The organism is Stenotrophomonas sp. YJH_SMC_17, from assembly GCF_059371655.1.
On sequence record NZ_JCAFUU010000007.1, the window covers coordinates 24,496 to 49,392 of the forward strand.

The window sequence follows — 24,897 nt, forward strand, 5'->3', positions numbered from 1 at the left end:
AGGTTCGAAGTCCGGTGAGTCAGCGGATCCCCCTAACGATCCGCCGTGCAGATGACGCTAATGGCCGAAACCGGACACCACAAGATTTTCAGCGTCTTTTCAGCAAGATGAAATGTTCGTTCTGAGACTTTTCGGGTCAATGGTTTGTGAAGGTGAAGGAACTTTCTCGTGTCCTGCACAGACCTGACTGGGTCTTCACGTGTCCCGGAATGACTTTGCCGACATCGGCGTCCGTTGTTTCGGGGCCAGCTCCTTGTCCCATGGAAAAGGGATCCGACCCCCAGGCCCATAACGCAGAAAGCCCGTCACGGGGGACGGGCTTTCCGGACAATCAGCCGAGCGCGGGCGCGGCTCTAAAGTTGACCGCAGGCGATCAGCCCAGCTTGACCAGCCAGTTATGGCGGTCCGGCAGGCGGCCGTACTGGATGTCGGTCAGCTCCTTGCGCAGCGACATGGTCACTTCGCCGGCCGGGGCGTTGATGTCGCCGACCGAGAAGCCCTCGCCCTTCAGCTGGCCGATCGGGGTGACCACCGCGGCGGTACCGCAGGCGAACACTTCGGCGATATCGCCCGAGGCCACGCCCTGCTTCCACTCATCGATGGTGACCTTGCGCTCTTCGACCTTCATGCCGCGGTCGCGGGCCAGCTGCAGGATGCTCTCGCGGGTGATGCCTTCCAGGATGCTGCCCGACAGTTCCGGCGTAACCAGCGTGCCGTCCTTGTAGACCAGGAACACGTTCATGCCGCCCAGTTCTTCCAGGTACTTGCCTTCGACCGGGTCGAGGAACAGCACCTGCGAGCAGCCCTGCGCCTGCGCCTTCTGCTGCGGCAGCAGCGATGCGGCGTAGTTGCCACCGCACTTGGCCGCGCCGGTGCCGCCCTTGGCCGCACGCGCATATTCGGTGGACAGCCAGATCGACACCGGGGCAACGCCCTTGGCGAAGTACGGGCCGGCCGGGCTGGCGATGACGTAGTAGCCAGCCTTGTGTGCGCCACGCACGCCGAGGAAGGCTTCGTCGCCAATCATGAACGGACGGAAGTACAGGCTCGACTCATCGGCCGACGGCACCCAGGCGCTGTCCACGGCGATCAGCTGCTTCAGCGATTCGACGAAGATCTCCACCGGCAGTTCCGGCAGCGCCAGGCGCTGTGCCGAACGCTGCAGGCGACGGCCGTTGGCATCCGGGCGGAAGGTCCAGATCGAGCCATCGGCATGGCGGTAGGCCTTGATGCCTTCGAAGATTTCCTGGCCGTAGTGCAGCACGGCCGCGGCCGGGTCCAGCTGCAGCGGGCCGTAGGCACGCACGTTGGCGTTGTGCCAGCCGGCGTCCTTGTCCCAGCGTACCTCCACCATGTGATCGGTGAAATGCAGGCCGAAGCCCGGCTTTTCCAGGATCTGGGCGCGCTCTTCAGCGCTGCGCGGGTGGTCCGAACGGGTGACGGCGAAGCTGGGAATGGACTGGGACACCGGAGGATTCCTGTTCTGGTTGCGGGTAGTGCCGGGCCCGCGTCACTGCGGGCCCTGGGTCAAAGCATGCCGGTCTCGAGCCGGGCCGCCTCGGACATCATGTGCTGGTTCCACGGTGGGTCGAACACCAGGTCGACGTCGGCCTCGGCCACCGTCGGGATCATTTCAAGCTTGCTGCGCACGTCGTCGACCAGGATGTCACCCATGCCGCAGCCCGGTGCGGTCAGGGTCATCTTCACGTCGATCTCGCGCTGGCCTTCGTCCAGGTGCTTGATCTCGACCTCGTAGACCAGGCCCAGTTCGACGATGTTCACCGGAATTTCCGGGTCGAAGCAGGTGCGCAGCTGCTGCCACACCAGCTGTTCCACCTGTTCGTCGGTGGCATCGGCCGGCAGCTCCAGCGGTGCCGGTGCCTCCTTGCCGATGGCGTCGCCGTCCTTGCCGGCGATGCGGAACAGGTTGCCCTCGACGAACACCGAATAGCTGCCGCCCAGCGCCTGGGTGATGTACCCATAGCTGCCGGCGGGCAGGGTCACGGTATCGCCCTGCGGGACCATCACGGCCTCGCAATCGCGTTCGAAGTGGACAGGTTCGCTGCTACGGGAATACATGGGGACCGATATGGGGCCGTGGCCGGGCCACGCAAGACGGCATTCTAGCCCAGCCGCCCCGGCACCGCCGGTGCACCGCGGCAAACCACAGTATCCTGTGGGTGATCTTCAGGGAGCTTCGATGTCCTCCAATGCCGCGCGTGCCAGGACCGTCACCTGGCTCTGGCCCCTCATGTTGTTGCTGGGCCTGCTTGTTGCTCCCCTTGCCTGGATGGTGCTGGCGCTGATGACCGGCCGGCAGGTTGGCTGGATGGCGGTTCTGACCGCCCTGGAACTGGTGTTCATGCTGCGCATGGGTACGCTGGGCCCGGGCCGGCTGCGCATTGCGCTGGTCGTGCTCGGCACCGTGCTGGTGGCCGCCGTGGCCAACTGGACCATCGCCAGCGCCTGGATGGGCGGCTCGATCGGGCTGGACCTGTGGGACGCCACCACGCGGATGGGCCCGCACCTGGCCTGGACCCTGATCAGCCTGGCCAACGGCGCGATGGAATGGATCTGGCTGGCCGTGGGTGTTGCCGTGGGCGCCTGGCTGGCGCGCTGAGCGCGATGCCCCCCGTGCGCGTTGTGCTTTCCGGGTAGATCCACGCCACGCGTGGATGAGGCTGCGCATATGGGGTCAGAGCCCTTTCCTGTGGAAAGGGATCCGACCCCGGATCTCAGTGCCCGCCGTCGAGCGCCTTCAACTCGCTCACCAGCGAGGCCGCCGCTTCGGCACCGTCGCCATACAGCATGCGGGTGTTGTCGGCGTAGAACAGCGCATTCTCGATGCCGGCAAAGCCGGTGCCCTTGCCGCGCTTGATCACCACCACGTTGCGGGCGTTCACCACGTCCAGCACCGGCATGCCGTAGATCGGGCTGGCCGGATCGGTGCGTGCCACCGGATTGACCACGTCGTTGGCACCGATCACCAGCACCACGTCGGTGTTGGCGAACTCCGGGTTGATGTCGTCCATGTCGGCGATCAGGTCGTAGGGCACGCCGGCTTCGGCCAGCAACACGTTCATGTGCCCGGGCATGCGCCCCGCCACCGGATGGATCGCGAACTTCACCTTCACCCCGCGCTGGCCCAGCCGCTGCGCCAGTTCCCAGATCTTGTGCTGGGCCTGCGCCACGGCCATGCCGTAACCGGGCACGATCACCACGCGCTCGGCGAACGCCATCATCGCCGCGACGTCGGCCGCGTCGATCGGCTTCTGCGAGCCGGTGATCGCCTGCGCTTCGCCACCGGCGCCAGCGCCGAAGTTGGAGAACAGCACGTTGCGGATCGGCCGGTTCATCGCCTTGGCCATCAAGCGGGTCAGCAGGATGCCGGCCGCGCCGACCATCATGCCGGCGATGATCAGCGCCTCGTTGCCCAGCACGTAGCCTTCGAAGGACACCGCCAGGCCGGTGAATGCGTTGTACAGCGAGATCACCACCGGCATGTCGGCGCCGCCGATCGGCAGCGTCATCAGCACGCCCAGGGCCAGCGCCAGCACGAAGAAGGCCACGATCGCCCAGGTGCTGAGCGTGCTGGCCGCGATGATCGCCAGCACCACCACCGCCAGCGCCACCAGCAGGTTCATCACCTGCTGGCCGGGCCAGGTCACGCGCTTGTCCAGACGCCCGTCCAGCTTGGCCCAGGCAATCACCGAGCCGGACAGCGACACCGCGCCGATGGCCGCGCCGACCACCGCCAGCAGCAGCACCGTGCCCGACGGCTGGCGCGCGGCCAGGTCGGCCAGTGCCTGTTCGCTCCAGTGCGTGGTGTCGCGGTGGGCCAGGAAGGCATAGCGCAGCAGTTCCACCGCACCGATCGCCGCCGCCGAGCCGCCGCCCATGCCGTTGTACAGCGCCACCATCTGCGGCATGTCGGTGATGGCGACCTTGCCGGCCGACCACCAGGCCAGGCCAGCGCCGAGCAGCAGTGCCACCAGGATCAGGGGAACGTTGTGCAGTTCGGGCAGGAAGAAGGTGGCCACCGTGGCCAGCAGCATGCCCAGCCCGGCCCAGCGGATGCCGCTACGCGCGGTGAGCGGCGAGGCCATGCGCTGCAGGCCGAGCAGGAACAGGGTGGCGGCCACCAGGTAGCTGGCCTTGACCAGCCAATCGAGCAGTTCGACGGTGCTGATGTTCAAGCCTGCGGCTCCTTCGTTTCGTCCTTGCCACCCTTGGGCGCGCTCGGCTTGAACATTTCCAGCATGCGCGCGGTGACCACGTAGCCACCGGCGGCGTTGCCGGCGCCCAGCACCACGGCGAGGAAGCCCAGGGCCTTCTCCAGCGGCGTCTGCGCGTGCCCCAGCACCACCATCGCGCCGATCAGCACGATGCCGTGGATGAAGTTGGAACCCGACATCAGCGGGGTATGCAGGATCACCGGCACCCGCGAAATGATCACGTGGCCGGCGATGGCGGCCAGCATGAAGATGTACAGCGCTACGAACCCGTCACTCACTGGCAACGCTCCCGCTCTGTCTTCGTCGGCCCATCATAACCACGGGCTGAACCCGGCGCGCGCCCACGGTCAACCGGAGGCGCGCTCACGCGTTGTCGATGGTGACCCCGAGCGAGGAACCGTACCCTGTGCTGGTGAGCAGCCCCGTCCCCTCGAGCGCCGAGACCGATGCCCTGCCGGCGTCGCTGGAGGCGTTCCTGGCCAGCGTCGGCCCGCGCGCATTCCGCTTCGCCGAGGCCGGCCTGCGCCAGCGCGACGACGCCCTGGATGCGGTGCAGGATGCGTTGATGCGCATGCTGGACTATGCCGACAAGCCGGCCGCCGAATGGGCGCCGCTGTTCTGGAGCATCCTGCGCCGGCGGGTGATCGACCTGCAGCGCCGGCGCCGCTTCCGCCTGCCGTTCTGGCGCGACAACCAGGACGCCGACGGGGGCGAGATCGACTGGGCCGATCCCGGCCCGGACCCGGCGCAGGCGCACGAACAGCGCCAGCAGTACCAGCAGCTGGTGCAGGCACTGCGTACCCTGCCCGCCCGCCAGCGCGAAGCCTTCACCCTGCGCGTGCTGCAGGACCTGGACGGGGCCACCACCGCCCGCGCCATGGGCTGCAGCGAAGGCGCGGTAAAAACCCATCTGGCACGCGCCCGGCAGGCGCTGCAGGACTACCTGGAGACTCACCTGTGAACCGCTCCCTGCCCTCCGATGACATCCTGCGCAGCCTGCACGCGCGGTCGCTGCAGGCCGTGTCGCCGGCCACGCTGGCACGGCTGCGCCAGGCCCGGCACGGCGCCGGCGCAGCCCATCGCGGGCGCCTGCGGTGGTGGCTGGCCAGCGCCTGCTCGCTGGTGGTGGCACTGGGTGTCGGCCTGCAGTTCAGCGGCCATGGCAATCTGGCGGGGCCCTCGCCGGCGCCGGTGCTGGCATCGGTGGAAGACAACAGCGCGCTCTACGACGAAAATCCCGATCTGTACCTGTGGCTGGGCGATACCGACCTGGCGATGGAGTGAACCATGCCCCGATCCAATCTCCTGCCGCTGCTGCTGACCCTGTCGCTGCTGCCGGCCGTTCCGGCGCTGGCGCAGAGCGCGGCCCCTGCGCCGGCCGCACGCCCTGCACCGGCTGCGCCGCTGCCGGCGTGGGAACAACTGAGCGAAGCCCAGCGTGAATCGCTGCTGGCGCCACTGCGCGACCGCTGGAACAGTGCCGATGCCGGCCAGCGCCAGCGCATGCTCTCGCATGGCCAGCGCTGGCAGTCGATGAGCCCGGAGGAACGCGACAAGGCCCGCCGTGGCCTGCGCCGCTTCGAGCACATGAGCCCGGAGCAGCGCGAGCAGGCACGTGCCCTGTTCGGGCAGATGCGCAACATGCCGCCAGCGCAGCGCGAAGCCCTGCGCGAACGCTGGTCGCAGATGACACCGGAACAGCGCAAGGACTGGGTGCGCGACAACCCGCCGCCGGCGAAGCCGAGGTAAAGGCAGCGTTCAACCCTTTGTAGAGCCGAGCCCAAGCTCGGCTGCTTTATCGCGCCTGCGCAAGCCGAGCATGGGATCGGCTCTACAGGAGGCATATCAGGTTCACGCCTGCCAGCGCGTCTTCGCCAGCAGCTCGTCGTCCCAGTCGAACGCCAGCTGCCCCTCGCGCACGAACAGCGCGACGAAGTTCAGCAGGTTGCGCGCATACATCTCGCTGGCCTGCGTTGCACCGCGGCTGGCCAGGCCCAGCGGGCCGTCAATGGTCACGCCCTGGTGTTCGATGCATTGCCCCGGCTGGGTCAGCGCGCAATTGCCGCCGCTCTCGGCGGCCAGATCCACGATCACGCTGCCGGTGGCCATGCCTTCCACCATCGCCGCAGTGACGATGGTCGGGGCCGGGCGACCCGGCACCGCAGCGGTGCAGATCACCACATCCACGCCGCGCAGGTGGTCGGCCAGCCGCCGCTGCTGCTCGGCGCGTTCCTCGTCGGTCAGCGCACGCGCATAGCCACCCTCGCCCGCCGCACTGACGCCCAGGTCGAGGAAGCGCGCGCCCAGTGACTGGATCTGCTCACGGGTTTCCGGACGCACGTCGAAGCCTTCCACCTGTGCGCCAAGACGTCGGGCGGTGGCAATGGCCTGCAGGCCCGCCACGCCCGCACCGATCACCAGCACCTTGGCCGGTCGCACGGTGCCAGCCGCAGTGGTCAGCATCGGGAAGAAACGGGGTGCGCGTTCGGCAGCGATCAGCGCCGCCTTGTAGCCGGCCATGCCGGCCTGCGAACTGAGCACGTCCATCGCCTGCGCACGGGTGGTGCGCGGCAGCTGCTGCAGCGGGAACAGGTGCAGGCGATCATCGGCCGCCAGTGCCGCCAGGGCCACATCACTGGCAGGGGTCAACAGGCCAACCACGGTGGCCCCCGGCTTGAGCTGCTGCAGCACCGTCGCCGGGGGCGCCTGCACGCACAGCAGGATGTCGATCTCGGCCCAGCCGGCGGCGTCGAATGCGCGGGCACCGGCATCGTCATAGACGGCATCGGTGAAACCCGCGGCCAGTCCGGCGCCGGGCTCGTACCACACAGTGATGCCCAGGGCGCCGAGCTTGCGCGCGGTCTCCGGCGTCAATGCCACGCGCCGTTCACCCGGCGCGGTCTCCTTGATCCCCAGCAACGCCACGGCCATGCAGGTCCCCGCTGATCGGTGAGTTTTCCCGATCCTAGCAGGCGGCTCCGCTCAGTGCAGGGTGGCGCTGCCCGGGTCCAGCCGATCGATCACGCCCTGCATGGCGCTGTCGAAGGCGCCGTCATCCACATGGGCGCGCAGCCGGCCCAGCCGCACCATCACTGCCAGCTCTTCCGGCGAGGCCACGCAGAAGCGCACGCCACGACGATTGACGAACAGCAGGCGCGAGGAGATCGGGCTGACCCAGGACAACTTGCCGGCCTGCACCTTGCCGTCCTTGTCGACGAAGTCCAGCCAGTTGCCGATCTCCATGCGGCGGAAGCGATCGGCATCGGCGTTGTCGAAATCATCGGCGTCGATCTGCCCACTCAGTTCCACCGCCGGCGATTCGGCCACCGGCGGCGCCGGCAGTGCGACCTGCGGCAGCTCCGGCAGCGCACGCTGCAGTTCCGGACGCGACTCGGCGATGCCCTGCAGGGTGTCGTGCAAGGCATCGATGGCGCCGGAGGCGGCGTCGCCATGCACGCCCACGCTGGCGAACACCTTGGCCAGCACCGGCTGCCAGGCCTGCAGCCACGGCTTGCCGACGATCTGGCGGCGGGCCTCGGCCACTTCCTCCAGCAGACCGTCGCCCAGGCTCAGGGCCTCGGCCACCGACGCGCCCTCCTCGCCCTCGCGCAGCAGCGCCAGGGTCAGGTGGTGCTGCCACGGCTGGCGCAGGAATTCGGCGATGGCCGGCGGCAGGCTGGCATCACCAATGCGGCGGTCCAGTTCGGCGCCGGCGCGGGTGCGGGCCATTTCCAGCTTCTCCTGGCCACGCTGCGTTTCGGCGGCGCGACGCTCGGCGATTTCCACGCGGCGGCGATGCTGCACCAGGAACTCGCGGAATTCTTCTTCCAGCGTCAGGAAGATCGCCAGGTTCTCGTTGAACTCGGCCACCAGGCGCTCGATGATCTCCTCGACCTTGGCCATCAGCATGCGCTCGGCCTGGCTTTCGCCGGTGTTGCCTTCGCAGGCCTCGGCCAGCGAGTTGAGCAGCTTGCGCGCCGGATGGGTCTTCTGCACGAACATGCGGCGGTCGAGCATCGCCACCTTGACGAACGGCACCACCAGGCGGCCGATCAGCTCCCGCGAGCGGCCTTCCAGTTCACGCTCGTCCAGCATCACGTCGAACAGCATGCCGACCAGATCGATCGCGTCCTCGTCCTGCGGGTCCAGCCGGGTCTGGCCCGGGTCGACACCGAGGCGGGTGGCGCTGGACAGCACCTCACTCTTCAGCCGTTGGGCCAGCGATTCGCCGTCCTCGCCGATCGCCGCGCGCAGGGTCGCACTGGGCGTGGCCTGCAGCAGCGACAGCACCGACATCATCTCGCGCTGGCTGAGCGGACGCTGCTGGCCGATCGCCACCTGCGCGGCCGAGGTCGCGTCCTCGCGCACATGCCGGGTCTGCTGCAGCAGTTCGTGCAGCGCCTCCAGCAGCATGCCCTGCTGCTGGCCCGCGTAGGCCTCGCCACCACCACCGTCGTCTCCGGGCAGATGCTGCTGCATGTGGCCACGGCGTTCGGACCAGCGCGCGGCGAAACGCTGCGCCCAGGCCGGCGCGGCCTGTTCGTCATCACCGAAGGCGCCGTCGAAGCCCGCGCCGGGGCGCTGCTCCACCAGATCGTCCAGGACCGACGCCATGCGCGGGTCGGGCGCCGCCGACAGCGGACGCCGCGGCGCTCCCGTCTGCGACATGACACCGGCCGCGGCCAGTTGCTCGTCCAGCTTCTCGTAGATGCGGCCGACCGGCGCGCGCAGGTCGCGTTCGCACAGCTTGATCAGCACCAGGTGCACTTCCGGGGCCAGTTCACAACCAGCGAAGGCTTCGTGGATGGCCACGCCCAGGTGCTCGGGGCTGATCGGGTTGTGGTCGGCATCCAGTTCGGCGCCGCCGATCAAGCGGCCCAGGCGGCGATCCAGCCGCGCCAGTACCGGCTTGAAGTCGCGCAACAGCACGGTGGCGAAATTGCGCACCGCCAGCCGCGATTCCAGTACGTGTTCGGCCAGCAGGCTGAGGCCATCCTCGGCCGGGCCGGACAGCGTGGTTTCCGCGGACAGCGGCTCACCACTGGCCAAGGCTTCCCAGGCGCGCTGCAGGTGGCCGGCAAAGGCGGCGGCGATCTCCTCGCGGCGGCGGCGCAGTTCACGCATCGCGTCCAGGAACAGCAGCTGCGACGAACCGGCATTGCCGGCCCGGTCGAACAGGGCATCGTCGAAGCGCGCCAGTGCCGCCCCGAAGGCCTGGCACAGCGCGGGCAGGACCATGTCCCGGGCAAGCTGGAGCTGGGCCGGGTCACGGCCCGGCGATCCCAACGGTGTGGGCGCGCTCATCATTCGGGAAGGCTCCCCACCTTCTCTGGTACGGCAGGCATCATGGACATCGCGACGGCCGGTACACCCCATGTACCGGTACGTCGATGGTAGGCCGGCCAGCCCGTCACGGACAGTGAAACAGTCCTCACTTCAAACCTCATGACCGGCGGCCCGGCAAGGTAGATATCGTAAGCCGTGCAAGGCCTGCGAGGCGAGGGGAAGCGGCTGCCCGTTTCCCGCCAGTGGCATGACGTTCATCACAGTTTGATATTCAGAGGCCAGACGCGACACAGACGGCGTCTTTGACCACCCCGACTATAATCAAACCTCCGTGATGACCGGTTCAGACACCATGCCCGACCCCGCTGCCCTGCTCGCCCTGGATGCCCGCCGCTCCGTGCCTTCGCGGCAGCTGGCCGAGCCAGGCCCGGATCCGGCCACCCTGCAGCGGATGCTGGCCTCGGCAGTGCGTGTTCCCGACCACGGCAAGCGCGTACCGTTCCGCTTCCTGAAGATTGCCGGCGATGCACGTCACACTCTGGGCGACTTCCTGGCCCAGCGCAGCCGCCAGCGCGACCCGCAGGCCGGCGAGGCGGTGTTCGAGAAGGACCGCCAGCGCTTCAGCCATGCGCCGCTGGTGATCGTGGTGGTGGCCAGCCCGCGACCGGACCCGAAGGTGCCCGAACAGGAACAGCTGATGACCGCCGGCTGCGTCTGCTTCGCGCTGCTGCAGGCCGCTCAGGCCTTGGGCTTCGGCGCGCAGTGGCTGACCGCCTGGATGGCCTTCGATCCAGCCGTGCAGGCCTATCTGGGGCTGTCCGAGGGCGAAGGCATTGCCGGTTTCATCCATATCGGCACGCCGAAGGCCGCCGTCCCCGAACGCGAGCGCCCCGATCCGGCGGCCCTGCTGCGCGACTGGACGCCGCCGGCATGACCCTCCCGGCAGCGCCGCCCTCGCTGTACCTGGTCGACGCCAGCATCTACGTGTTCCGCGCCTGGCACTCGCTGCCGGACCAGTTCCAGGATGCGCAGGGCTGGCCGACCAACGCGGTGCACGGCTTCGCCCGCTTCCTGCTGGACCTGCTCGAGCGCGAGCGCCCGCGGCACATCGCCATTGCCTTCGACGAAGCGCTGGACAGCGGCTTCCGCCACCGCCTGTATCCGGCCTACAAGGCCAACCGCGACCCGGCGCCGGAGGCGCTCAAGCGCCAGTTCGTGCACTGCAAGGCGCTGTGCGCGGCGTTGGGCCTGGCGGTGCTGGCGCACCACGAGTACGAGGCCGACGATCTGATCGGAAGCGCACTGCACGTGCATCGTGGCAGCCATCGCGGCGTGATCATCTCCGCCGACAAGGACCTCTCGCAGCTGCTGCTCGACCACGACGAGCAGTGGGACTACGCACGCAACCAGCGCTGGGACGTGGCCGGGGTGAAGGCGCGACACGGCGTGCATGCGCACCAGATCGCCGATTACCTGGCGCTGTGTGGCGACGCGGTGGACAACATTCCCGGTGTCAGTGGCGTCGGCAGCAAGTCCGCTGCCGTGCTGCTGGCCCATTTCGGCAGCATGGACGTGCTGTACGAGCGACTGGATGAAGTGCCGTTCCTGCGCCTGCGTGGCGCCGCCCAGATGGCCGTGCGCCTGCGCGAGCAGCGCGAGCACGCCCTGCTCTGGCGCCAGCTGACCACCATCGCGCTGGACGCGCCGCTGGAAGGCAGCCAACCCGGCCTGCTGCGCCAGACCGCCGATCCCGAGCTGCTCGGCGGCCTGTGCCAGACCCTGCGCTTCGGCCCGATGACCCGCCGCCGGCTGTTCGATGCCGCTGGCGTGCCCGATATTCTTCCCACCCACAGCGAGCCCGCATGAGCCAGCGCAACACCGAAGCCCCGCGTGTCGTCTATGAAGGCAAGTACCAGCGCATGCTGGTGCGCGGCACCTGGGAATACAGCGAACGTACCCATGCCGGTGGCCTGGCCGCGATCATCATCGCCGTCACCCCCGAGGACAAGGTGCTGTTCGTCGAGCAGTTCCGCGTGCCGCTGCAGGCCCCCACCATCGAGATGCCGGCCGGCCTGGTCGGCGACATCCACGCCGGCGAGTCGATCGAAGTCTCGGCGGTGCGCGAGCTGGAGGAAGAAACCGGCTGGACCGCCGATCACGCTGAAGTGCTGATGATCGGCCCGACGTCCTCTGGCGCCAGCAGCGAGAAGATCGCCTTCGTGCGCGCCACCGGCCTGCGCCGTGTCGGCGAGGGCGGTGGTGATGACAGCGAAGACATCACCGTGCACGAGATTCCGCGCAGCGAAGCCGCAGCCTGGCTGGTGCAGAAGATGGGCGAAGGCTACGAGCTGGACGCCAAGCTCTGGGCCGGGCTGTGGATGATCGAGCACCACCTGGACGGACGCCCGCGTGGCTGACGCCGACCTGCACGCGCTGCCGGCCCTGCTCGGCGCAGACGACCCGGCGATCCACACGATCCACCGGCCGCAGGGCGCCTCGCCGTTCCTGCTGCTGGCCGACCATGCCGGCCAGCGGGTGCCGCGCGTCCTCGCAGGCCTGGGCTTGCCGCAGACCGAACTGGACCGCCATATCGGCTGGGACATCGGCATTGCCGGCACCACCCGTGCACTGGCCGAACGACTGGATGCCTGGGCGATCGAACAGACCTATTCGCGGCTGCTGATCGACTGCAACCGCCCGCTGGCCTCGCCAACGCTGATTCCGGAAGTGAGCGACCACACCGTGGTGCCAGCCAATGCCGGGCTGTCAGTGGCGCAGCGGCAGCAACGCATCGAGGCGATCCATGCGCCGTACCACGCGCGCATCGACGCCGAGCTTGATACACGCCGTGATGCCGGCCGCCCGACCCTGCTGGTGATGATGCACAGCTTCACACCGGTGATGAACGGCGTGCAGCGGCCGTGGCACGCCGGCGTGCTGTACCACCAGGACACGCGTTTTGCCCATGCCCTGCTGCAGGCGCTGCGCGACGAGGGCGACCTGGTGGTGGGTGACAACGAGCCGTATTCGGTCAGCAGCACCAGCGATTACGCGGTACCGGTGCACGGCGAAGGCCGTGGCCTGGTGCACGTGGAGCTGGAGATCCGCCAGGACCTGATCGCCGACGTGGCCGGGCAGCAGGCCTGGGCGGAGCGGCTGGCGCGGATTTTCAGCGCGCTGCAGCCGCAGTTGCTGGCGTTCGGTTGAACGTCATCCACGCCCTGCGTGGAGGGTGTTGCTCAAGGCAATGCGGGCGCGTCCATCCACGGGAACGGCTTGTAGCCACGCACCTGCAGCGTCGCGCCGATGTCGGCGAAGTCATCCTTGATCGCCTGCGCGCGGCGACGATCCAGCGCTTCACCCAGCAGCAGCGGTAACGCGCGGCAGCGCGCCAATGCATCGCTCACCGGAATCTCCAGCAGGCGCGCCACGCGTTGGGCCGCCGCTTTGACCTGCGCCTCCGGGCACGCGTTCAATGCCAGATCGAAGGACGCGAAGATGCCTGTCCCCACTCCCGCCTCGCGCGCAGCCGCCTGTTCCGCAGCTTCCGCTTCGCCCAGCACCTCGTCGATGCCTTCGACCTGCCGGAACGCGTCGTACTCGGCGTAGTACGCCAGCGCCTGCGCGTAGTCCCGCAGCGAAGACAACGGGCGCTGCCGCTTCTGCACGTCGAGCACATCCGCAAACGTCGCAGGTTCCAGGAACGCGCCCAGGCCCAGCGCGCGTGCCTCAGCCGGGACCTCGCTGTCCTCATCGAAGGCGGCATCCTCATCGGGTGGCAACCAGAAGCGCGCCTGCAGCAGGTCGCCCTCGGTGGCGTGCACCCAACCGAAGGAGCCGTACACCTCATCATCATCGTTGCAGGCTGCGAAGGCATGCAGGGTCTGTTGCAGGTCCAGCAGTTCGATCATGCGTCGGTGCCCAGGCAGGTAGTGGCAGCCGAGTCTACCGGCGCCGGGCGCAGGCCCAGCGCGATGACCACGCCGAGCGCGGCGAACAGCGCGGCGCCGTACTGGGCATTGACCATGCCCTGCAGGGCATCGGCACTGGTTGCTGCCTGCGTGCCGCGCGCGGCGTTGGCCACCATCACCAGCACCGCCAGTCCCAGCGCGCCGCCGATCTGCTGGGCGGTGGCGGCCATGCCGGACGCGACACCCTGCTGCGGTCCCGGCACGCCCTGACCGGCCACGATCCACATCGCTGTCCAGCTCATGCCCTGGCCGACGCTGAGCACCACGATGCCCGGCAGCAGCGGCCAGTAACCAGCGCCATGCGGCATCGCCAGCGCCACCGCAGCGATGCCGATGGCACCGGCGGCGAAGCCCCAGGCCAGCACCTGCCGTGGCGAACGACGCCGCAGCATGCGTTCGGCAAGACGAATGCCAAAGGTGCACACCAGCGTCGGCAGCAGGAAGGCCATGCCGGCCTGCAGCGGGCTCCAGCCGTAACCATCCTGGAAGTACAGCGCCAGGAAGTAGTACTGCACGCCGTAGCTGCTCATGAAGGCGAAGGTCAGGCCGAGTGCCGCACGCAGGCCCGGCAGGCGCAGCAGCGCGAACTGCATCAGCGGGTCACGGCTGCGCTTCTCGATCTGCACGAACACCGCCAGCAGTACCGCTGAGAGCAGCAGGCACATCATCGTGGCCGGTGCCGTCCAGCCCCACTCCGGCCCCTGCACCAGGGTGGTGACCAGCAGGCTGCCGCCGGCGGTGACGGTGAGGCAGCCGGCCAGGTCGAATGAACGCCCCTGCACCCGTGGGCCATCGCCCGGCAACCACGCACCGGCAGCGACCGCACACGCGGTGGCCAGCGGCACGATCACCGCCAGCACCGCCGGCCAGCCGAACGCCTGGGTCAGCACGCCGCCGAGCAGCGTGCCCAGCGCCAGGCCGACCGCGCTGGCCATGCTCCAGATCGCCAGTGCGCGGTTGCGCACCGGGCCTTCGGCGTACAACGTGTTGATCAATGCCAGCGTGGCCGGGAACAGCAGCGCCGCACCGACGCCCTGTGCGGCACGCGCGATGATCAGCAGGATCGCATTCGGCGCCAGCGCACCAAGCAGCGAGGCCAGTGCGAACAGCAGCATGCCCAGCCGGTAGAAACGGCGGCGACCGATCAGATCGGCGGCGCGGCCACCCAGCAGCAGGCTGCCGCCGAAAGCGACGGTATAGGCGCTGACCACCCACTGCAGCTGCTGCGCGTTGATCTGCAGCGCGCGGCCCATGTCATGCAGGGCGACGAAGATGATGGTGGCGTCCAGCGCGATGATCAGCTGCGCGGTGGCCAACAGGGTCAGCGCCCAGCGTGGATAGTTGAGGGGAGGCATCGGTGGGTTGGAGCGATGGGGGGAGCGCAGTCTCATTGATGCGGACAATTCAATAAACCCCTTTCCGCCCATATCTGTCATGATTTTTCGCATGAATGGAGCTTCGATGGACCTCAATGCGGTGCGCATGCTGGTGCAGGTGGCAGAAGCGCGCAGCTTCACGGTGGCCGCCGGCCAGCTCGGCCTGAGCCAATCCGGGCTGTCGCGCGCGATCGGCCGGCTGGAGGCGACGCTGGGGGTGAAGCTGCTGCAGCGGAACACCCGCAACGTGGCGCTGACCCCGGATGGCCGCCAGTTCGTCGAACAGGTGATGCCGCTGCTGGCTGGCCTCGACGATGCCGAGCGCCAGCTGGCCGACCGACCCTGCACGCCCTCGGGCACATTGAAGATCAGCGCGTCGTCGATGTTCGGGCGCAAGGTGCTGGTGCCGATGCTGGCGCCGCTGCTGCAGCAGCATCCGCAGTTGCAGGTGGAAGCGGTGCTGAGCGACCGCCTGGTCGATCTGGTCGAGGAAGGCTTCGATGCAGCGCTGCGCACCGGCGTGATTGCCGACCAGCGCATTGTTGCGCGGCCCTTGCGGCCGCTGCGCTGGGTGACCGTGGCCAGTCCGGACTACCTGGCCCGCTGCGGCGCGCCGGTCGATGTCGCCGCGCTGCGGGACCACGCCTGCCTGGCCGTGCGCAACCTGCGCAGTGGCCGCGTGGTCGACTGGCAGTTCCTGCAGGACGGCCAGTTGCGGGAAGTCACGCCGCCGACGCGGATGGTGTTCGACAGCGGTGATCCACTGGTGGAAGCGGCCATCGCCGGCATCGGTATCGTGCAGGTCATGGATTTCGCCGTGGCCGACGCGCTGGCCGATGGCCGGCTGCAGCGCGTGCTGCAGCCGTATGAAGGCCGCAGCCGTGCGTTGTCGTTGATCTATCCGCCCTCGCGGCAGCACTCGCCGAAGCTGCAGGTGCTGGCTGACGCGTTGCTGGCCGGTAACTGGTAGATCGGTGCATTCGGGCCAGGGTCAGATCCCTTTCCTCGGGAAAGGGATCTGACCCTGGCGTCGCCGGCCAGCGGCCGGCACTCCCGATCAAGCAAAGCTATCGGTGGCGCGTACCAGTGCGTCCACGTTCTCGGCTTCAAACGCCGAGTGGCCCGAGGCCGGGGTGATTTCCAGCTTCGCCTTCGGCCACACCTTGGTCAGGTCCCAGGCGTTGGCCAGCGGGCAGACCACGTCGTAGCGACCGTGCACGATCACGCCCGGAATGTCGGCAATGCGGTGCGCGTCGCGCAGCAGCTGGTCTTCCACCTCGAAGAAGCCACCGTTGACGAAGTAGTGGTTCTCGATGCGGGCGAAGGCCAGCGCGAAGTGCGGGTCTTCGTGGCTGTTGATGAAGTCGTCATCGACGTGCAGGAAGCTGGTCGCGCCTTCCCACACCGCCCAGGCCTTGGCCGCTTCCAGGCGGGTGGTTTCGTCGTCGCTGGTCAGCCGGCGGTGGAAGGCCGAGATCAGGTCATGACGCTCCACCGACGGGATCGGCTTCAGGTAGTGCTCCCAGGCATCCGGGAACAGGCGGTTGGCACCTTCCTGATAGAACCATTCCAGTTCCCAGCGGCGCAGCATGAAGATGCCGCGCAGCACCAGCTCGGTCACGCGCTGCGGGTGGGTTTCTGCATAGGCCAGCGCCAGGGTCGAACCCCAGCTGCCGCCGAATACCTGCCAGCGATCCACCTTCAGGTGCTCGCGCAGCTTTTCGATATCGGCAACGAGGTCCCAGGTGGTGTTGTCCACCAGGTCCGCGTGCGGGGTGGAACGGCCGGCACCACGCTGGTCGAACAGGATGATGCGGTACTTCGACGGGTCGTGGAACTGGCGCATCTTGTCGCTGCAGCCGCCGCCCGGGCCACCGTGCAGCATCACCACCGGCTTGCCATCCGGGTTGCCGCACTGTTCGAAGTACAGCGTGTGGCGGTCATCGACCTTCAGGGTGCCGACGTCGTAGGGGGTGATGGCGGGGTACAGCGTACGCATGCTTGCAGCTCCAGGGTGATGCCCTGCCGGGGCAGGAGAACCTCCATTCTAGGCCGGACGCCGGCCCAGGGTGATGCGGTCGCGCTGCTCCAGGTCCTGCACGGTCTGCACGTCGGCAAAACCGGCGGCGTCGAACAGCGCGCGGATCGCCTCGCCCTGGTCCCAGCCATGCTCGATCAGCAACCAGCCACCGGGCAGCAGATGCGCCTGGCCGCCGTCGACGATGCGGCGGATGTCATCCAGCCCATCCAGGCCGGACGCCAGTGCGGTGGACGGCTCGAAGCGCAGGTCGCCCTGCTGCAGGTGCGGGTCATCGCTGGCGATGTACGGCGGGTTGCTGGCAATCAGGTCGAAACGCGCCCCCTGCAACGGCGCATACCAGTCGTGCCCGCCCTCGGCGAAACGGACGTTGCCCAGTTCATGACGGGCGGCATTGCGCGCGGCCACGGCCAGCGCGCCCGGGCTGGCATCGGTGGCCAGCACCTGCGCCTGCGGCCGTTCGCTGGCCAGCGCCAGCGCGATCGCGCCGCTGCCGGTGCCGAGGTCGGCCACCTGCAGGTCACGCTCCAGCGGCAGGCGCTCCAGCGCCAGCTCCACCAGCAACTCGGTTTCCGGGCGCGGGATGAGGGTGAAGGGGTCCACCTCCAGATCGAGGGTCCAGAAGCCGCGGCGGCCAGTCAGGTAAGCCACCGGCTCACCGGCCACGCGGCGGGCCAGCAACGCGTCGAAGGCAGCCTGTTCGGCATCAGCCAGCGGATCGGTGGCGTGCGCGAACAGCCAGCTGCGCGGGCGGTCCAGCACGTGCAGCAGCAGCAGTTCGGCCTCATGGCGGGCGTCGATGCCGCCCAGGCGGGCACTGGCGTCGGCCACGACCTGGCGTAGGGAGGATTCGGTTTTGACAGACATTCCGCAATTGTAGAGCCGAGCCCATGCTCGGCTGCTTCTGGGACAGCCGAGCGTGGGCTCGGCTCTACAGATCCGCAACCGAGCGTAGGCTCGGCTCTACAACGCCGGAATCCGTTCAGGTTCTGGCAAACGGAATAAGGACGGGCTATCGGCCGCGTTCACCTGCCGGGAAGAATTTTCCTTGTCATACAGGCAGTTGCAGGATGGAAGCAGCAAGGTTCAGTGCCGGCTCATGACCCCTTGATAGACTCTATCTATCAAATAGATGCAATCAATGGATTGTTCTTATCGCCAGCGAGTCGGTAACCTAGCTCCTGTCGATTCACCCACTCCCCTTCACCAGAGGAAAAACGATGTCCCTGATCAACACCCAGATCCAGCCGTTCGAAGCCAACGCTTATCACAATGGCGAGTTCATCAAGGTTTCCGATGCCAGCCTGAAGGGCCAGTGGTCCGTCCTGATCTTCATGCCGGCCGCCTTCACCTTCAACTGCCCGACCGAGATCGAAGACGCAGCTGACCATTACGCCGAGTTCAAGAAGGCTGGCGCCGAGGTCTACATCGTCACCACCGACACCCACTTCTCGCACAAGGTGTGGCACGAAACCTCGCCGGCCGTCGGCAAGGCCCAGTTCCCGCTGGTCGGCGACCCGACCCACCAGCTGACCAACGCCTTCGGCGTGCACATTCCGGAAGAAGGCCTGGCCCTGCGCGGCACCTTCATCATCAACCCGGAAGGCGTGATCAAGACCCTGGAGATCCACTCCAACGAGATCGCCCGTGACGTGTCCGAGACCCTGCGCAAGCTGAAGGCTGCCCAGTTCACCGCCGCCAACCCGAACCAGGTCTGCCCGGCCAAGTGGAAGGAAGGCGAGAAGACCCTGACCCCGTCGCTGGACCTGGTCGGCAAGATCTAACGCAGTACCGGCCTGCCGTGGCCCCACGTCACGGCGCGCCCTTCATCCCCGTGCCGGTCCCCCCGCCGGCGTGGGGGTGAACCCAAGACAGCCAACGCGCGCCAGCCTTGGCCAGCCAGCCCCTTCCACGGTCGCTGTCTTGGGTTCACCCCTACCCCCTGCTGGTCCGCTACCTTCTACAGCGGTGCCACGCCCCCTGTTTGCCTGAAGCCAGGAGATGACCCGATGTTGGACGCCAACCTGCAGTCGCAGCTGAAGACCTATCTGGAGCGCGTGACCCGCCCGATCCAGATCACCGCGCACGCCGACGATGGGGCCAAGTCGCAGGAAATGCTGGAACTGCTGCAGACCCTGGAAAGCCTGTCGGACAAGATCTCGCTGCAGGTGCTGCGCGACGGTCAGGGCCGCGTGCCCTCGTTCGACCTGGGCACCCCGGGCCAGGACATCCACCTGACCTTCGCCGGCCTGCCGATGGGCCACGAGTTCACCTCGCTGGTGCTGGCGCTGCTGCAGGTCGGCGGTCATCCGTCCAAGGCCACCGCCGAACTGATCGAGCAGGTGCAGAATCTGGAAGGTGAGTACCGGTTCGAAACCTATTTCTCGCTGTCCTGCCAGAACTGCCCGGACGTGGTGCAGGCGCTGAACCTGGCCGCAGTGCTCAACCCGCGCATCCAGCACGTGGCCATCGACGGTGCCCTGTTCCAGGACGAAGTCGAGAAGCGCGAGATCATGTCGGTGCCGACCGTGTACCTCAACGGTGAAGTCTTCGACCAGGGCCGCATGACCCTCGAGCAGATCGTGGCCAAGCTGGATACCAATGCCAGCAAGCGCGATGCCGAGAAGATCGCCGCCAAGGATGCCTTCGACGTGCTGGTGGTGGGCGGTGGCCCGGCCGGCGCTGCAGCGGCGATCTATGCCGCACGCAAGGGCATCCGCACCGGCATCGCCGCCGAGCGTTTCGGTGGCCAGGTACTGGACACCATGGCCATCGAGAACTTCATTTCGGTGAAGGAGACCGAGGGCCCGAAGCTGGCCACGGCGCTGGAACAGCACGTGCGCGAGTACGAGGTGGACATCATGAACCTGCAGCGCGCCAGTGCGCTGGTGCCGGCCGGCGAAGACGGCCTGGTGCAGGTGCAGCTGGAGAACGGCGCGGTACTGAAGTCGCGCTCGGTGATCCTGTCCACCGGCGCGCGCTGGCGGCAGATGAACGTGCCGGGCGAAGACCAGTACCGCAACAAGGGCGTGGCCTACTGCCCGCACTGCGATGGCCCGCTGTTCAAGGGCAAGCGCGTGGCGGTCATCGGCGGCGGCAACTCCGGCGTGGAAGCGGCCATCGATCTGGCGGGCATCGTGTCGCATGTGACCCTGCTGGAATTCGATTCCAGCCTGCGCGCCGATGAAGTGCTGCAGAAGAAGCTGCGCAGCCTGGGCAACGTCACCGTGCTGACCAGTGCGCAGACCACCGAGGTACTGGGCGATGGCAGCAAGGTCACCGGCCTGGTCTACAAGGACCGCGTCGGTGGCGATGCCCACCGCGTCGAGCTGGAAGGCATTTTCGTGCAGATCGGCCTGCTGCCCAACACCGAATGGCTGAAGGACACCGTGGCGCTGTCGCCGCGTGGCGAGATCGTCATCGACGACCGCGGCCAGACCAGCCTGCCGGGCGTTTTTGCCGCCGGCGATTGCACGACGGTGCCCTACAAGCAGATCATCATCGCCATGGGCGCCGGCTCGACCGCCGCACTGAGCGCGTTCGACCACCTGATCCGCTCGTCGGTAAGCAACAGCAGCGGTGCCGTTGCTGAAGCGGCCTGATCCACCGTTCCCAGATCACCGGGAACCTTGTCTGCCTGTCGGGTAACCACGCCGTCAGCCGGTCCGTTACCCCTGGGGTGTAAGGATGAACCTACGTGATCTGAAGTACCTGGTAGCCCTGGCCGACCACAAGCATTTCGGTCGGGCTGCCGCCTCCTGCTTCGTCAGCCAGCCCACGCTGTCCACGCAGATCCGCAAGCTGGAAGAAGAGCTGGGCCTGCCGCTGGTGGAACGCGCGCCGCGCAAGGTGATGCTGACCCCGGCCGGGCAGGAAGCAGCCGCGCGGGCACGGGTGATCGTGTCCGAAGTGGAACAGCTGAAGGAAGCGGCACGGCGCAGCCGCGATCCGGAAGCCGGTACGGTGCGCCTGGGGATCTTCCCGACCCTGGGCCCCTACCTGCTGCCGCATGTGATCCCGCGCATCCGCGAGCGTTTCCCGGAGCTGGAACTGCTGCTGGTCGAGGAAAAGAGCGATGTGCTGCTGGACCGCCTGCGCGAAGGCAAGCTCGATGCTGCGCTGCTGGCCCTGCCGGTGATCGACGATCAGCTGCACGCCGAGTTCCTGTTCGAGGAGCCATTCCTGCTGGCGGTGTCCGGGCGCCACCCGCTGGCCCGTCGCGAACACCTGGACGTGCAGGAACTGGCCACGCAGAAGCTGCTGCTGCTGGAAGACGGGCATTGCCTGCGCGACCAGGCGCTGGAAGTCTGCCGCCTGTTCGGCGCCAACGAGAAGTCCGAGTTCCGCGCCACCAGCCTGGAAACCCTGCGCCAGATGGTCGCCGCCGACGTCGGCATCACCCTGCTGCCCAGCCTCTCCGTGCAGCCGCCAGTGCCGCGCTCGAACAACATCCGCCTGCTTGATTTCACCGGCGAAGGCCGTCCCAGCCGGCGTATCGCCATGATCTGGCGCCGCAGTTCGGCCATGAACGAGTTCCTGATGGAGCTGGCCGACCAGTTCAAGCGCCTGCCGCAGGCGCTGTTCACGCTCGATGCGCTCACTGCCACCGACGAGGCTGCGGCCCTGCCCGGCCCTGCGCTGAACGGCTGAGCCCCCGCAGCACCGGCCCGGAATCGGCAGGAGTCGATTCCGGCCGCATTTGTCCCCACAATACAGACAGGCGGCGCCAGCAGGCGCCGCCTTTTGCATGGCTTTCAACCAAGGAGCTTCACCATGAACACCGCCAGCGGCCTGCCGCCGTCGATCACCGTTTCTACCTTCGACATGGACCGCTTGGACGCCATGCTCGAATCCCCTGCGCTGAGCCAGACGCCTGCCGCGCTCGCGCTTGCTGAAGAACTCAACCGGGCCACCGTGCTGGCACCGGACCAGATTCCCGAAGGCATCGTCATGATGCATTCGCGCGTGGAGTGCGAAGATGAGGTGTCGGGCGAAACGCATGTCCTGACCCTGGTCTTCCCCCGTGAAGCCAACGTCGACGAAGGCAAGGTCTCCGTGCTGGCTCCGGTCGGCAGTGCCCTGCTCGGCCTGGCCGTTGGCCAGAGCATCGACTGGAATGCGCCCGGCGGCCGCAAGCTGCGCCTGCGCGTGACCGCGGTCCACAACGACCGTCCCTGATTACCGCTGCGCACCGCGCGCGATTCGATCCCCCTGCACCAGGAGCCGTAATGAGTACCCCGTCCAAACTGTCCCAGCTGCGCGAACTGTCCGTGGTCGTTGCCGATACCGGTGACTACGAGGCGATCAAGCGCCTGCAGCCGGTGGACTGCACCACCAACCCGACCCTGGTGAAGAAGGCGCTGGACCTGCCGGTCTATGCCGAGCTGATCGAACGCGAACTGGCCTGGGGCCGGCAGCAGACCGGAGACCGCGAAGCCGTGGTGCACGCCGTGGCCGACCGCCTCACCATCGGCGTCGGCGCGCTGCTGAGCACGCTGGTGCCGGGCCGCGTGTCCACCGAAGTGGATGCCGACCAGGCCCACGACACCGCCGCCACCGTGGCCAAGGCCCGCCAGTTCATCCAGATGTACGCCGATGCCGGCGTGCCGCGCGAAAAGATCCTGATCAAGATCGCCGCCACCTGGGAAGGCGTGGAAGCCGCGCGCATCCTTCAGGCCGAGGGCATCGACTGCAACCTGACCCTGATCTTCAACCCGACCCAGGCGCTGGCCTGCAGCGAAGCCGGCGCGTTCCTGATCTCGCCGTTCGTCGGCCGCATCCTGGACTGGTACGTGGCCAACGGGCAGACCCCGGCCAGCATCGACGAAGACCCGGGCGTGAAGTTCGTGCGTGGCGTGTATGCCGAATTCAAGCGTCGCGGTTCGCCGACGGTGGTGATGGGCGCCTCGTTCCGTTCGACCGCGCAGATCGAAGCGCTGGCCGGTTGCGATCGCCTGACGATTTCGCCGGACCTGCTGGAGAAGCTGGACGCCGACCATGGCGAGCTGCCGCGCAAGCTGGTGGCCGGTGCCGCCGATGGCGTGGCGGTGACCCCGATCGACGCAGCGAAGTTCGCGGCGGACCTGGCCGCCGATCCGATGGCGACCGAGAAGCTGGCGACGGGTATCGATGCGTTTGCCAAGGATCTGGAAGCACTGCGCGAGCGGATCCGCGCGGCACTGTGATTCCGGCCAACGGCTGAGCCCCTCGTGGCGGGCTGCTCGGTTCGGTAGAGTCGACTGTTAGTCGACTTGTATCGCGCTGGGTCGGGCGGGTTGGGTTCGCGGGAGACGCCGTGAATCCATCCCTGGAGGCTTGGCCGCCGCATCCATGCGGCGGCCACTTCTGCGAACCCAACCCGCCCGCCCTCTGACAGTTTCCTGTGGCCGCCCGCCACGGAAGAAAGAAAGAAGAGCAACAGCGGGTCGCGCGCTTCGCTTGCTCGGAGCCGAGCATGGCTCGGCTCTACAAGGGCAATGCAGAACCAAAGAAAAAGGACGCGGCGAACGCCGCCTCCTTTTTGTTTCCCATCAGTTCGTCAGTAACCCAATGCTCTTTCCCACCGTCACCGGGAAACTGTCGGGGGGTGGGGCGGTGTGGGTTGGCAGGACCGTTGTCGCCATGGGCCCGAGGCATGCCTCGGGCGGGTTGGGCAGGACGCCCAACCCCGGTCTTGCCGTGTGCGCAGGACAGCGCACACGAGCAAGGCGCCATCGAGCCCCCAGGGGTGAGGGCGCTTTGCTCGCGAAGCACTGCTTCGCAAGCGCCCGAACGCCCAGCCGCCAGCGGCTGGGCCGGACCGCGGAGCGGGGTTTACGGCGTGTCCTGCCAGCCGTCCCCGTCCCGCCAAACCATCAGCACCCCAGAGCCGCTTTGGATGTTGATGTTGACGTTGCCCGCCGCAGGCGGACCTCCACGCGTCAGCGCGGCGCCTCCACATCCAGCCCGATCGGGCAGCTCACGCCGGTGCCGCCAATGCCGCAGTAGCCGTTCGGGTTCTTCGCCAGGTACTGCTGGTGGTAATCCTCGGCGTAGTAGTACGCCGGCGCCGGGTACACGATCTCGGTGGTGATCGGGCCGTAACCGGCCGCATCCAGTTGGGCCTGGTAAGCCTCGCGGCTGGCCAGCGCGGCCTTGTACTGGGCCTCGTCGGTGGCGTGGATCGCCGAGCGGTACTGGGTGCCGGTGTCGTTGCCCTGGCGCATGCCCTGGGTCGGGTCGTGGCTCTCCCAGAACAACTGAAGCAGCCGCTCCAGGCTCACCACCGCCGGGTCGAACACCACCTGCACCACTTCGGTGTGGCCGGTCAGGCCCGAGCAGACCTCTTCATAGGTCGGGTTCGGGGTGATGCCGCCGGCATAGCCGACCGAGGTGCTGTACACGCCCGGTTCGGTCCAGAACTTGCGCTCGGCGCCCCAGAAGCAGCCCAGCGCAAAACGGATCTGCTGCAGGCCGGCGAAGCGGTCCTTCAGCGGATGGCTGTTCACGAAGTGCTGGTTGCTGTGCAGCGGCAGCGGTTGCTCGCGTCCCGGCAGCGCCTCTTCCGGGCGCGGCAGGCGCTGCTTGAAGGCGCCGATGCCGAGGATGCCCTGGCCAATTCCCAACATGATGCGCTCCTACGCCGGAAGGCCGGCTATGTCGTCTGCATCTGAAATGGGGGCGTCCGGCGCGTGGCCCAAGTCCAGCGCCGCCACGATGTCTTCGGCCTGCGGCCGCGCCGCGTCGGGGATACCCACCCGCAGCACGCCGAACAGCGGCAGCTCGCCCATGCCGCCCAGCAGCTGCTCGCCGAACACGAAGGCGGGGATGCCCGCGTCTTCCAGTGCGTGCTTCACAAGGTGGGCGTCGAACAGATTGTCGGCCTTGTACACGATGTGCATGGGCGGCTCCTTGAGTCAGGGGTCCAGCATACGCCCGGGGGCTGAATCGCGCCGCCGCGCTCGCCGGGCGTGGCCCGGCGCTACCGTTCCGGACCGGGCAGCCCTGGCCTG

General features: G+C 67.8%; 26 protein-coding genes. 14 read left to right on the forward strand and 12 right to left on the reverse strand.

The features are described from left to right. Positions 1–373: 373 nt before the first annotated feature. Together AC5P8Z_RS16525 and sufT are read right to left on the reverse strand one after the other, a co-directional pair. Positions 374–1,468: a branched-chain amino acid aminotransferase gene (locus tag AC5P8Z_RS16525; RefSeq protein ID WP_286071033.1), complete on the reverse strand. Its 1,095-nt coding sequence runs from the start codon at positions 1,466–1,468 to the stop codon at positions 374–376. Between the two features lie 59 nt (positions 1,469–1,527). Beyond that, entirely contained in the window at positions 1,528–2,079 is a 552-nt protein-coding gene (gene sufT / locus AC5P8Z_RS16530; protein WP_012479222.1) for a putative Fe-S cluster assembly protein SufT, read from the reverse strand. Positions 2,080–2,200: 121 nt separating this feature from the next. On the opposite strand from sufT, the gene AC5P8Z_RS16535 reads away from it, so the two are divergent. Then, positions 2,201–2,620: a hypothetical protein gene (locus tag AC5P8Z_RS16535; protein WP_495229539.1), complete on the forward strand. Its 420-nt coding sequence runs from the start codon at positions 2,201–2,203 to the stop codon at positions 2,618–2,620. 115 nt (positions 2,621–2,735) lie between these two features. Here AC5P8Z_RS16535 and AC5P8Z_RS16540 read toward each other — a convergent pair whose 3' ends face one another. Both AC5P8Z_RS16540 and AC5P8Z_RS16545 read right to left on the reverse strand, forming a co-directional pair. Further along, positions 2,736–4,196 (reverse strand): NAD(P)(+) transhydrogenase (Re/Si-specific) subunit beta, encoded by a 1,461-nt coding sequence (locus AC5P8Z_RS16540; RefSeq protein WP_286071031.1) that lies wholly within the window; start codon positions 4,194–4,196, stop codon positions 2,736–2,738. Then, the gene (locus tag AC5P8Z_RS16545; RefSeq protein WP_286071030.1) at positions 4,193–4,513 is read right to left on the reverse strand and encodes an NAD(P) transhydrogenase subunit alpha part 2; all 321 of its coding nucleotides are present in this window, start codon (positions 4,511–4,513) and stop codon (positions 4,193–4,195) included. Before AC5P8Z_RS16545 ends, AC5P8Z_RS16540 begins: the two co-directional genes overlap by 4 nt. Before the next feature lie 98 nt (positions 4,514–4,611). Between AC5P8Z_RS16545 and AC5P8Z_RS16550 the strand changes: the two genes are divergently transcribed. From AC5P8Z_RS16550 to AC5P8Z_RS16560, 3 genes are read left to right on the forward strand one after another with little or no spacing between them, the layout of a single operon-like run. Continuing rightward, complete coding sequence (locus AC5P8Z_RS16550) at positions 4,612–5,196, forward strand: RNA polymerase sigma factor (protein WP_286071987.1); 585 nt, start codon at positions 4,612–4,614, stop codon at positions 5,194–5,196. Further along, the gene (locus tag AC5P8Z_RS16555; protein WP_286071029.1) at positions 5,193–5,519 is read left to right on the forward strand and encodes a hypothetical protein; all 327 of its coding nucleotides are present in this window, start codon (positions 5,193–5,195) and stop codon (positions 5,517–5,519) included. The genes AC5P8Z_RS16550 and AC5P8Z_RS16555 overlap by 4 nt, the downstream gene beginning before the upstream one ends. A gap of 3 nt (positions 5,520–5,522) precedes the next feature. Then, entirely contained in the window at positions 5,523–5,984 is a 462-nt protein-coding gene (locus AC5P8Z_RS16560) for a DUF3106 domain-containing protein (RefSeq protein WP_286071028.1), read from the forward strand. Between the two features lie 102 nt (positions 5,985–6,086). On the opposite strand, the gene AC5P8Z_RS16565 is transcribed toward AC5P8Z_RS16560, so the two are convergent. Together AC5P8Z_RS16565 and pacR are read right to left on the reverse strand one after the other, a co-directional pair. Then, a complete protein-coding gene (locus AC5P8Z_RS16565) occupies positions 6,087–7,166 on the reverse strand; it encodes an NAD(P) transhydrogenase subunit alpha (RefSeq protein WP_495229541.1) in 1,080 nt (359 codons plus the stop codon). A 51-nt stretch (positions 7,167–7,217) separates the two neighbouring features. Next, positions 7,218–9,542: a PacR family protein gene (gene pacR / locus AC5P8Z_RS16570; protein ID WP_495229542.1), complete on the reverse strand. Its 2,325-nt coding sequence runs from the start codon at positions 9,540–9,542 to the stop codon at positions 7,218–7,220. 331 nt (positions 9,543–9,873) lie between these two features. Between pacR and AC5P8Z_RS16575 the strand changes: the two genes are divergently transcribed. Genes AC5P8Z_RS16575 through AC5P8Z_RS16590 form a run of 4 tightly spaced genes read left to right on the forward strand, consistent with a single transcriptional unit; the run spans position 9,874 to position 12,728 of the window. After that, positions 9,874–10,455 carry a nitroreductase family protein gene (locus AC5P8Z_RS16575; protein WP_286071025.1) on the forward strand — a complete coding sequence of 194 codons (582 nt, stop codon included), beginning with the start codon at positions 9,874–9,876 and terminating at the stop codon, positions 10,453–10,455. Further along, a complete protein-coding gene (locus AC5P8Z_RS16580; protein ID WP_295569270.1) occupies positions 10,452–11,387 on the forward strand; it encodes a 5'-3' exonuclease in 936 nt (311 codons plus the stop codon). The genes AC5P8Z_RS16575 and AC5P8Z_RS16580 overlap by 4 nt, the downstream gene beginning before the upstream one ends. Next, the gene (locus AC5P8Z_RS16585; protein WP_286071023.1) at positions 11,384–11,938 is read left to right on the forward strand and encodes an NUDIX hydrolase; all 555 of its coding nucleotides are present in this window, start codon (positions 11,384–11,386) and stop codon (positions 11,936–11,938) included. The genes AC5P8Z_RS16580 and AC5P8Z_RS16585 overlap by 4 nt, the downstream gene beginning before the upstream one ends. Further along, the gene (locus AC5P8Z_RS16590) at positions 11,931–12,728 is read left to right on the forward strand and encodes an N-formylglutamate amidohydrolase (RefSeq protein ID WP_286071022.1); all 798 of its coding nucleotides are present in this window, start codon (positions 11,931–11,933) and stop codon (positions 12,726–12,728) included. Before AC5P8Z_RS16585 ends, AC5P8Z_RS16590 begins: the two co-directional genes overlap by 8 nt. A gap of 32 nt (positions 12,729–12,760) precedes the next feature. On the opposite strand, the gene AC5P8Z_RS16595 is transcribed toward AC5P8Z_RS16590, so the two are convergent. Further along, positions 12,761–13,432 carry a DUF7716 domain-containing protein gene (locus AC5P8Z_RS16595; protein WP_286071021.1) on the reverse strand — a complete coding sequence of 224 codons (672 nt, stop codon included), beginning with the start codon at positions 13,430–13,432 and terminating at the stop codon, positions 12,761–12,763. Further along, on the reverse strand, positions 13,429–14,847 hold the full coding sequence (locus AC5P8Z_RS16600; protein WP_495229543.1) for an MFS transporter: 1,419 nt from the start codon (positions 14,845–14,847) through the stop codon (positions 13,429–13,431). The genes AC5P8Z_RS16595 and AC5P8Z_RS16600 overlap by 4 nt, the downstream gene beginning before the upstream one ends. A 106-nt stretch (positions 14,848–14,953) precedes the next feature. Between AC5P8Z_RS16600 and AC5P8Z_RS16605 the strand changes: the two genes are divergently transcribed. Next, on the forward strand, positions 14,954–15,838 hold the full coding sequence (locus AC5P8Z_RS16605) for a LysR family transcriptional regulator (protein ID WP_495229585.1): 885 nt from the start codon (positions 14,954–14,956) through the stop codon (positions 15,836–15,838). An 87-nt stretch (positions 15,839–15,925) separates the two neighbouring features. Here the strand turns inward: AC5P8Z_RS16605 and pip are convergent, their stop codons facing one another. After that, positions 15,926–16,867 (reverse strand): prolyl aminopeptidase, encoded by a 942-nt coding sequence (pip, locus tag AC5P8Z_RS16610; protein WP_014646006.1) that lies wholly within the window; start codon positions 16,865–16,867, stop codon positions 15,926–15,928. Positions 16,868–16,915: 48 nt separating this feature from the next. Continuing rightward, positions 16,916–17,773, reverse strand: coding sequence for a peptide chain release factor N(5)-glutamine methyltransferase (gene prmC, locus AC5P8Z_RS16615; RefSeq protein WP_495229544.1), 858 nt, complete (start codon positions 17,771–17,773; stop codon positions 16,916–16,918). 353 nt (positions 17,774–18,126) lie between these two features. Here prmC and ahpC point away from each other — a divergent pair, with 353 nt between their 5' ends. The 5 genes from ahpC (at position 18,127) to AC5P8Z_RS16640 (ending at position 23,091) form a co-directional block, all read left to right on the forward strand. After that, positions 18,127–18,690 (forward strand): alkyl hydroperoxide reductase subunit C, encoded by a 564-nt coding sequence (ahpC, locus tag AC5P8Z_RS16620; RefSeq protein WP_005408159.1) that lies wholly within the window; start codon positions 18,127–18,129, stop codon positions 18,688–18,690. A gap of 225 nt (positions 18,691–18,915) precedes the next feature. Then, positions 18,916–20,508 carry an alkyl hydroperoxide reductase subunit F gene (gene ahpF / locus AC5P8Z_RS16625; RefSeq protein ID WP_286071018.1) on the forward strand — a complete coding sequence of 531 codons (1,593 nt, stop codon included), beginning with the start codon at positions 18,916–18,918 and terminating at the stop codon, positions 20,506–20,508. Positions 20,509–20,593: 85 nt separating this feature from the next. Beyond that, positions 20,594–21,556 carry a LysR substrate-binding domain-containing protein gene (locus AC5P8Z_RS16630; RefSeq protein ID WP_295569282.1) on the forward strand — a complete coding sequence of 321 codons (963 nt, stop codon included), beginning with the start codon at positions 20,594–20,596 and terminating at the stop codon, positions 21,554–21,556. 123 nt (positions 21,557–21,679) lie between these two features. Then, positions 21,680–22,084, forward strand: coding sequence for a nucleoside diphosphate kinase regulator (gene rnk, locus AC5P8Z_RS16635; RefSeq protein ID WP_286071016.1), 405 nt, complete (start codon positions 21,680–21,682; stop codon positions 22,082–22,084). 50 nt (positions 22,085–22,134) lie between these two features. Beyond that, positions 22,135–23,091, forward strand: a complete 957-nt coding sequence (locus AC5P8Z_RS16640) for a transaldolase (protein ID WP_286071015.1) — start codon at positions 22,135–22,137, stop codon at positions 23,089–23,091. A 735-nt stretch (positions 23,092–23,826) separates the two neighbouring features. Here the strand turns inward: AC5P8Z_RS16640 and msrA are convergent. Continuing rightward, positions 23,827–24,492 (reverse strand): peptide-methionine (S)-S-oxide reductase MsrA, encoded by a 666-nt coding sequence (msrA, locus tag AC5P8Z_RS16645; RefSeq protein WP_286071985.1) that lies wholly within the window; start codon positions 24,490–24,492, stop codon positions 23,827–23,829. A 30-nt stretch (positions 24,493–24,522) separates the two neighbouring features. Then, positions 24,523–24,786 (reverse strand): putative signal transducing protein, encoded by a 264-nt coding sequence (locus AC5P8Z_RS16650; RefSeq protein ID WP_005408153.1) that lies wholly within the window; start codon positions 24,784–24,786, stop codon positions 24,523–24,525. Between the last annotated feature and the right edge of the window lie 111 nt (positions 24,787–24,897).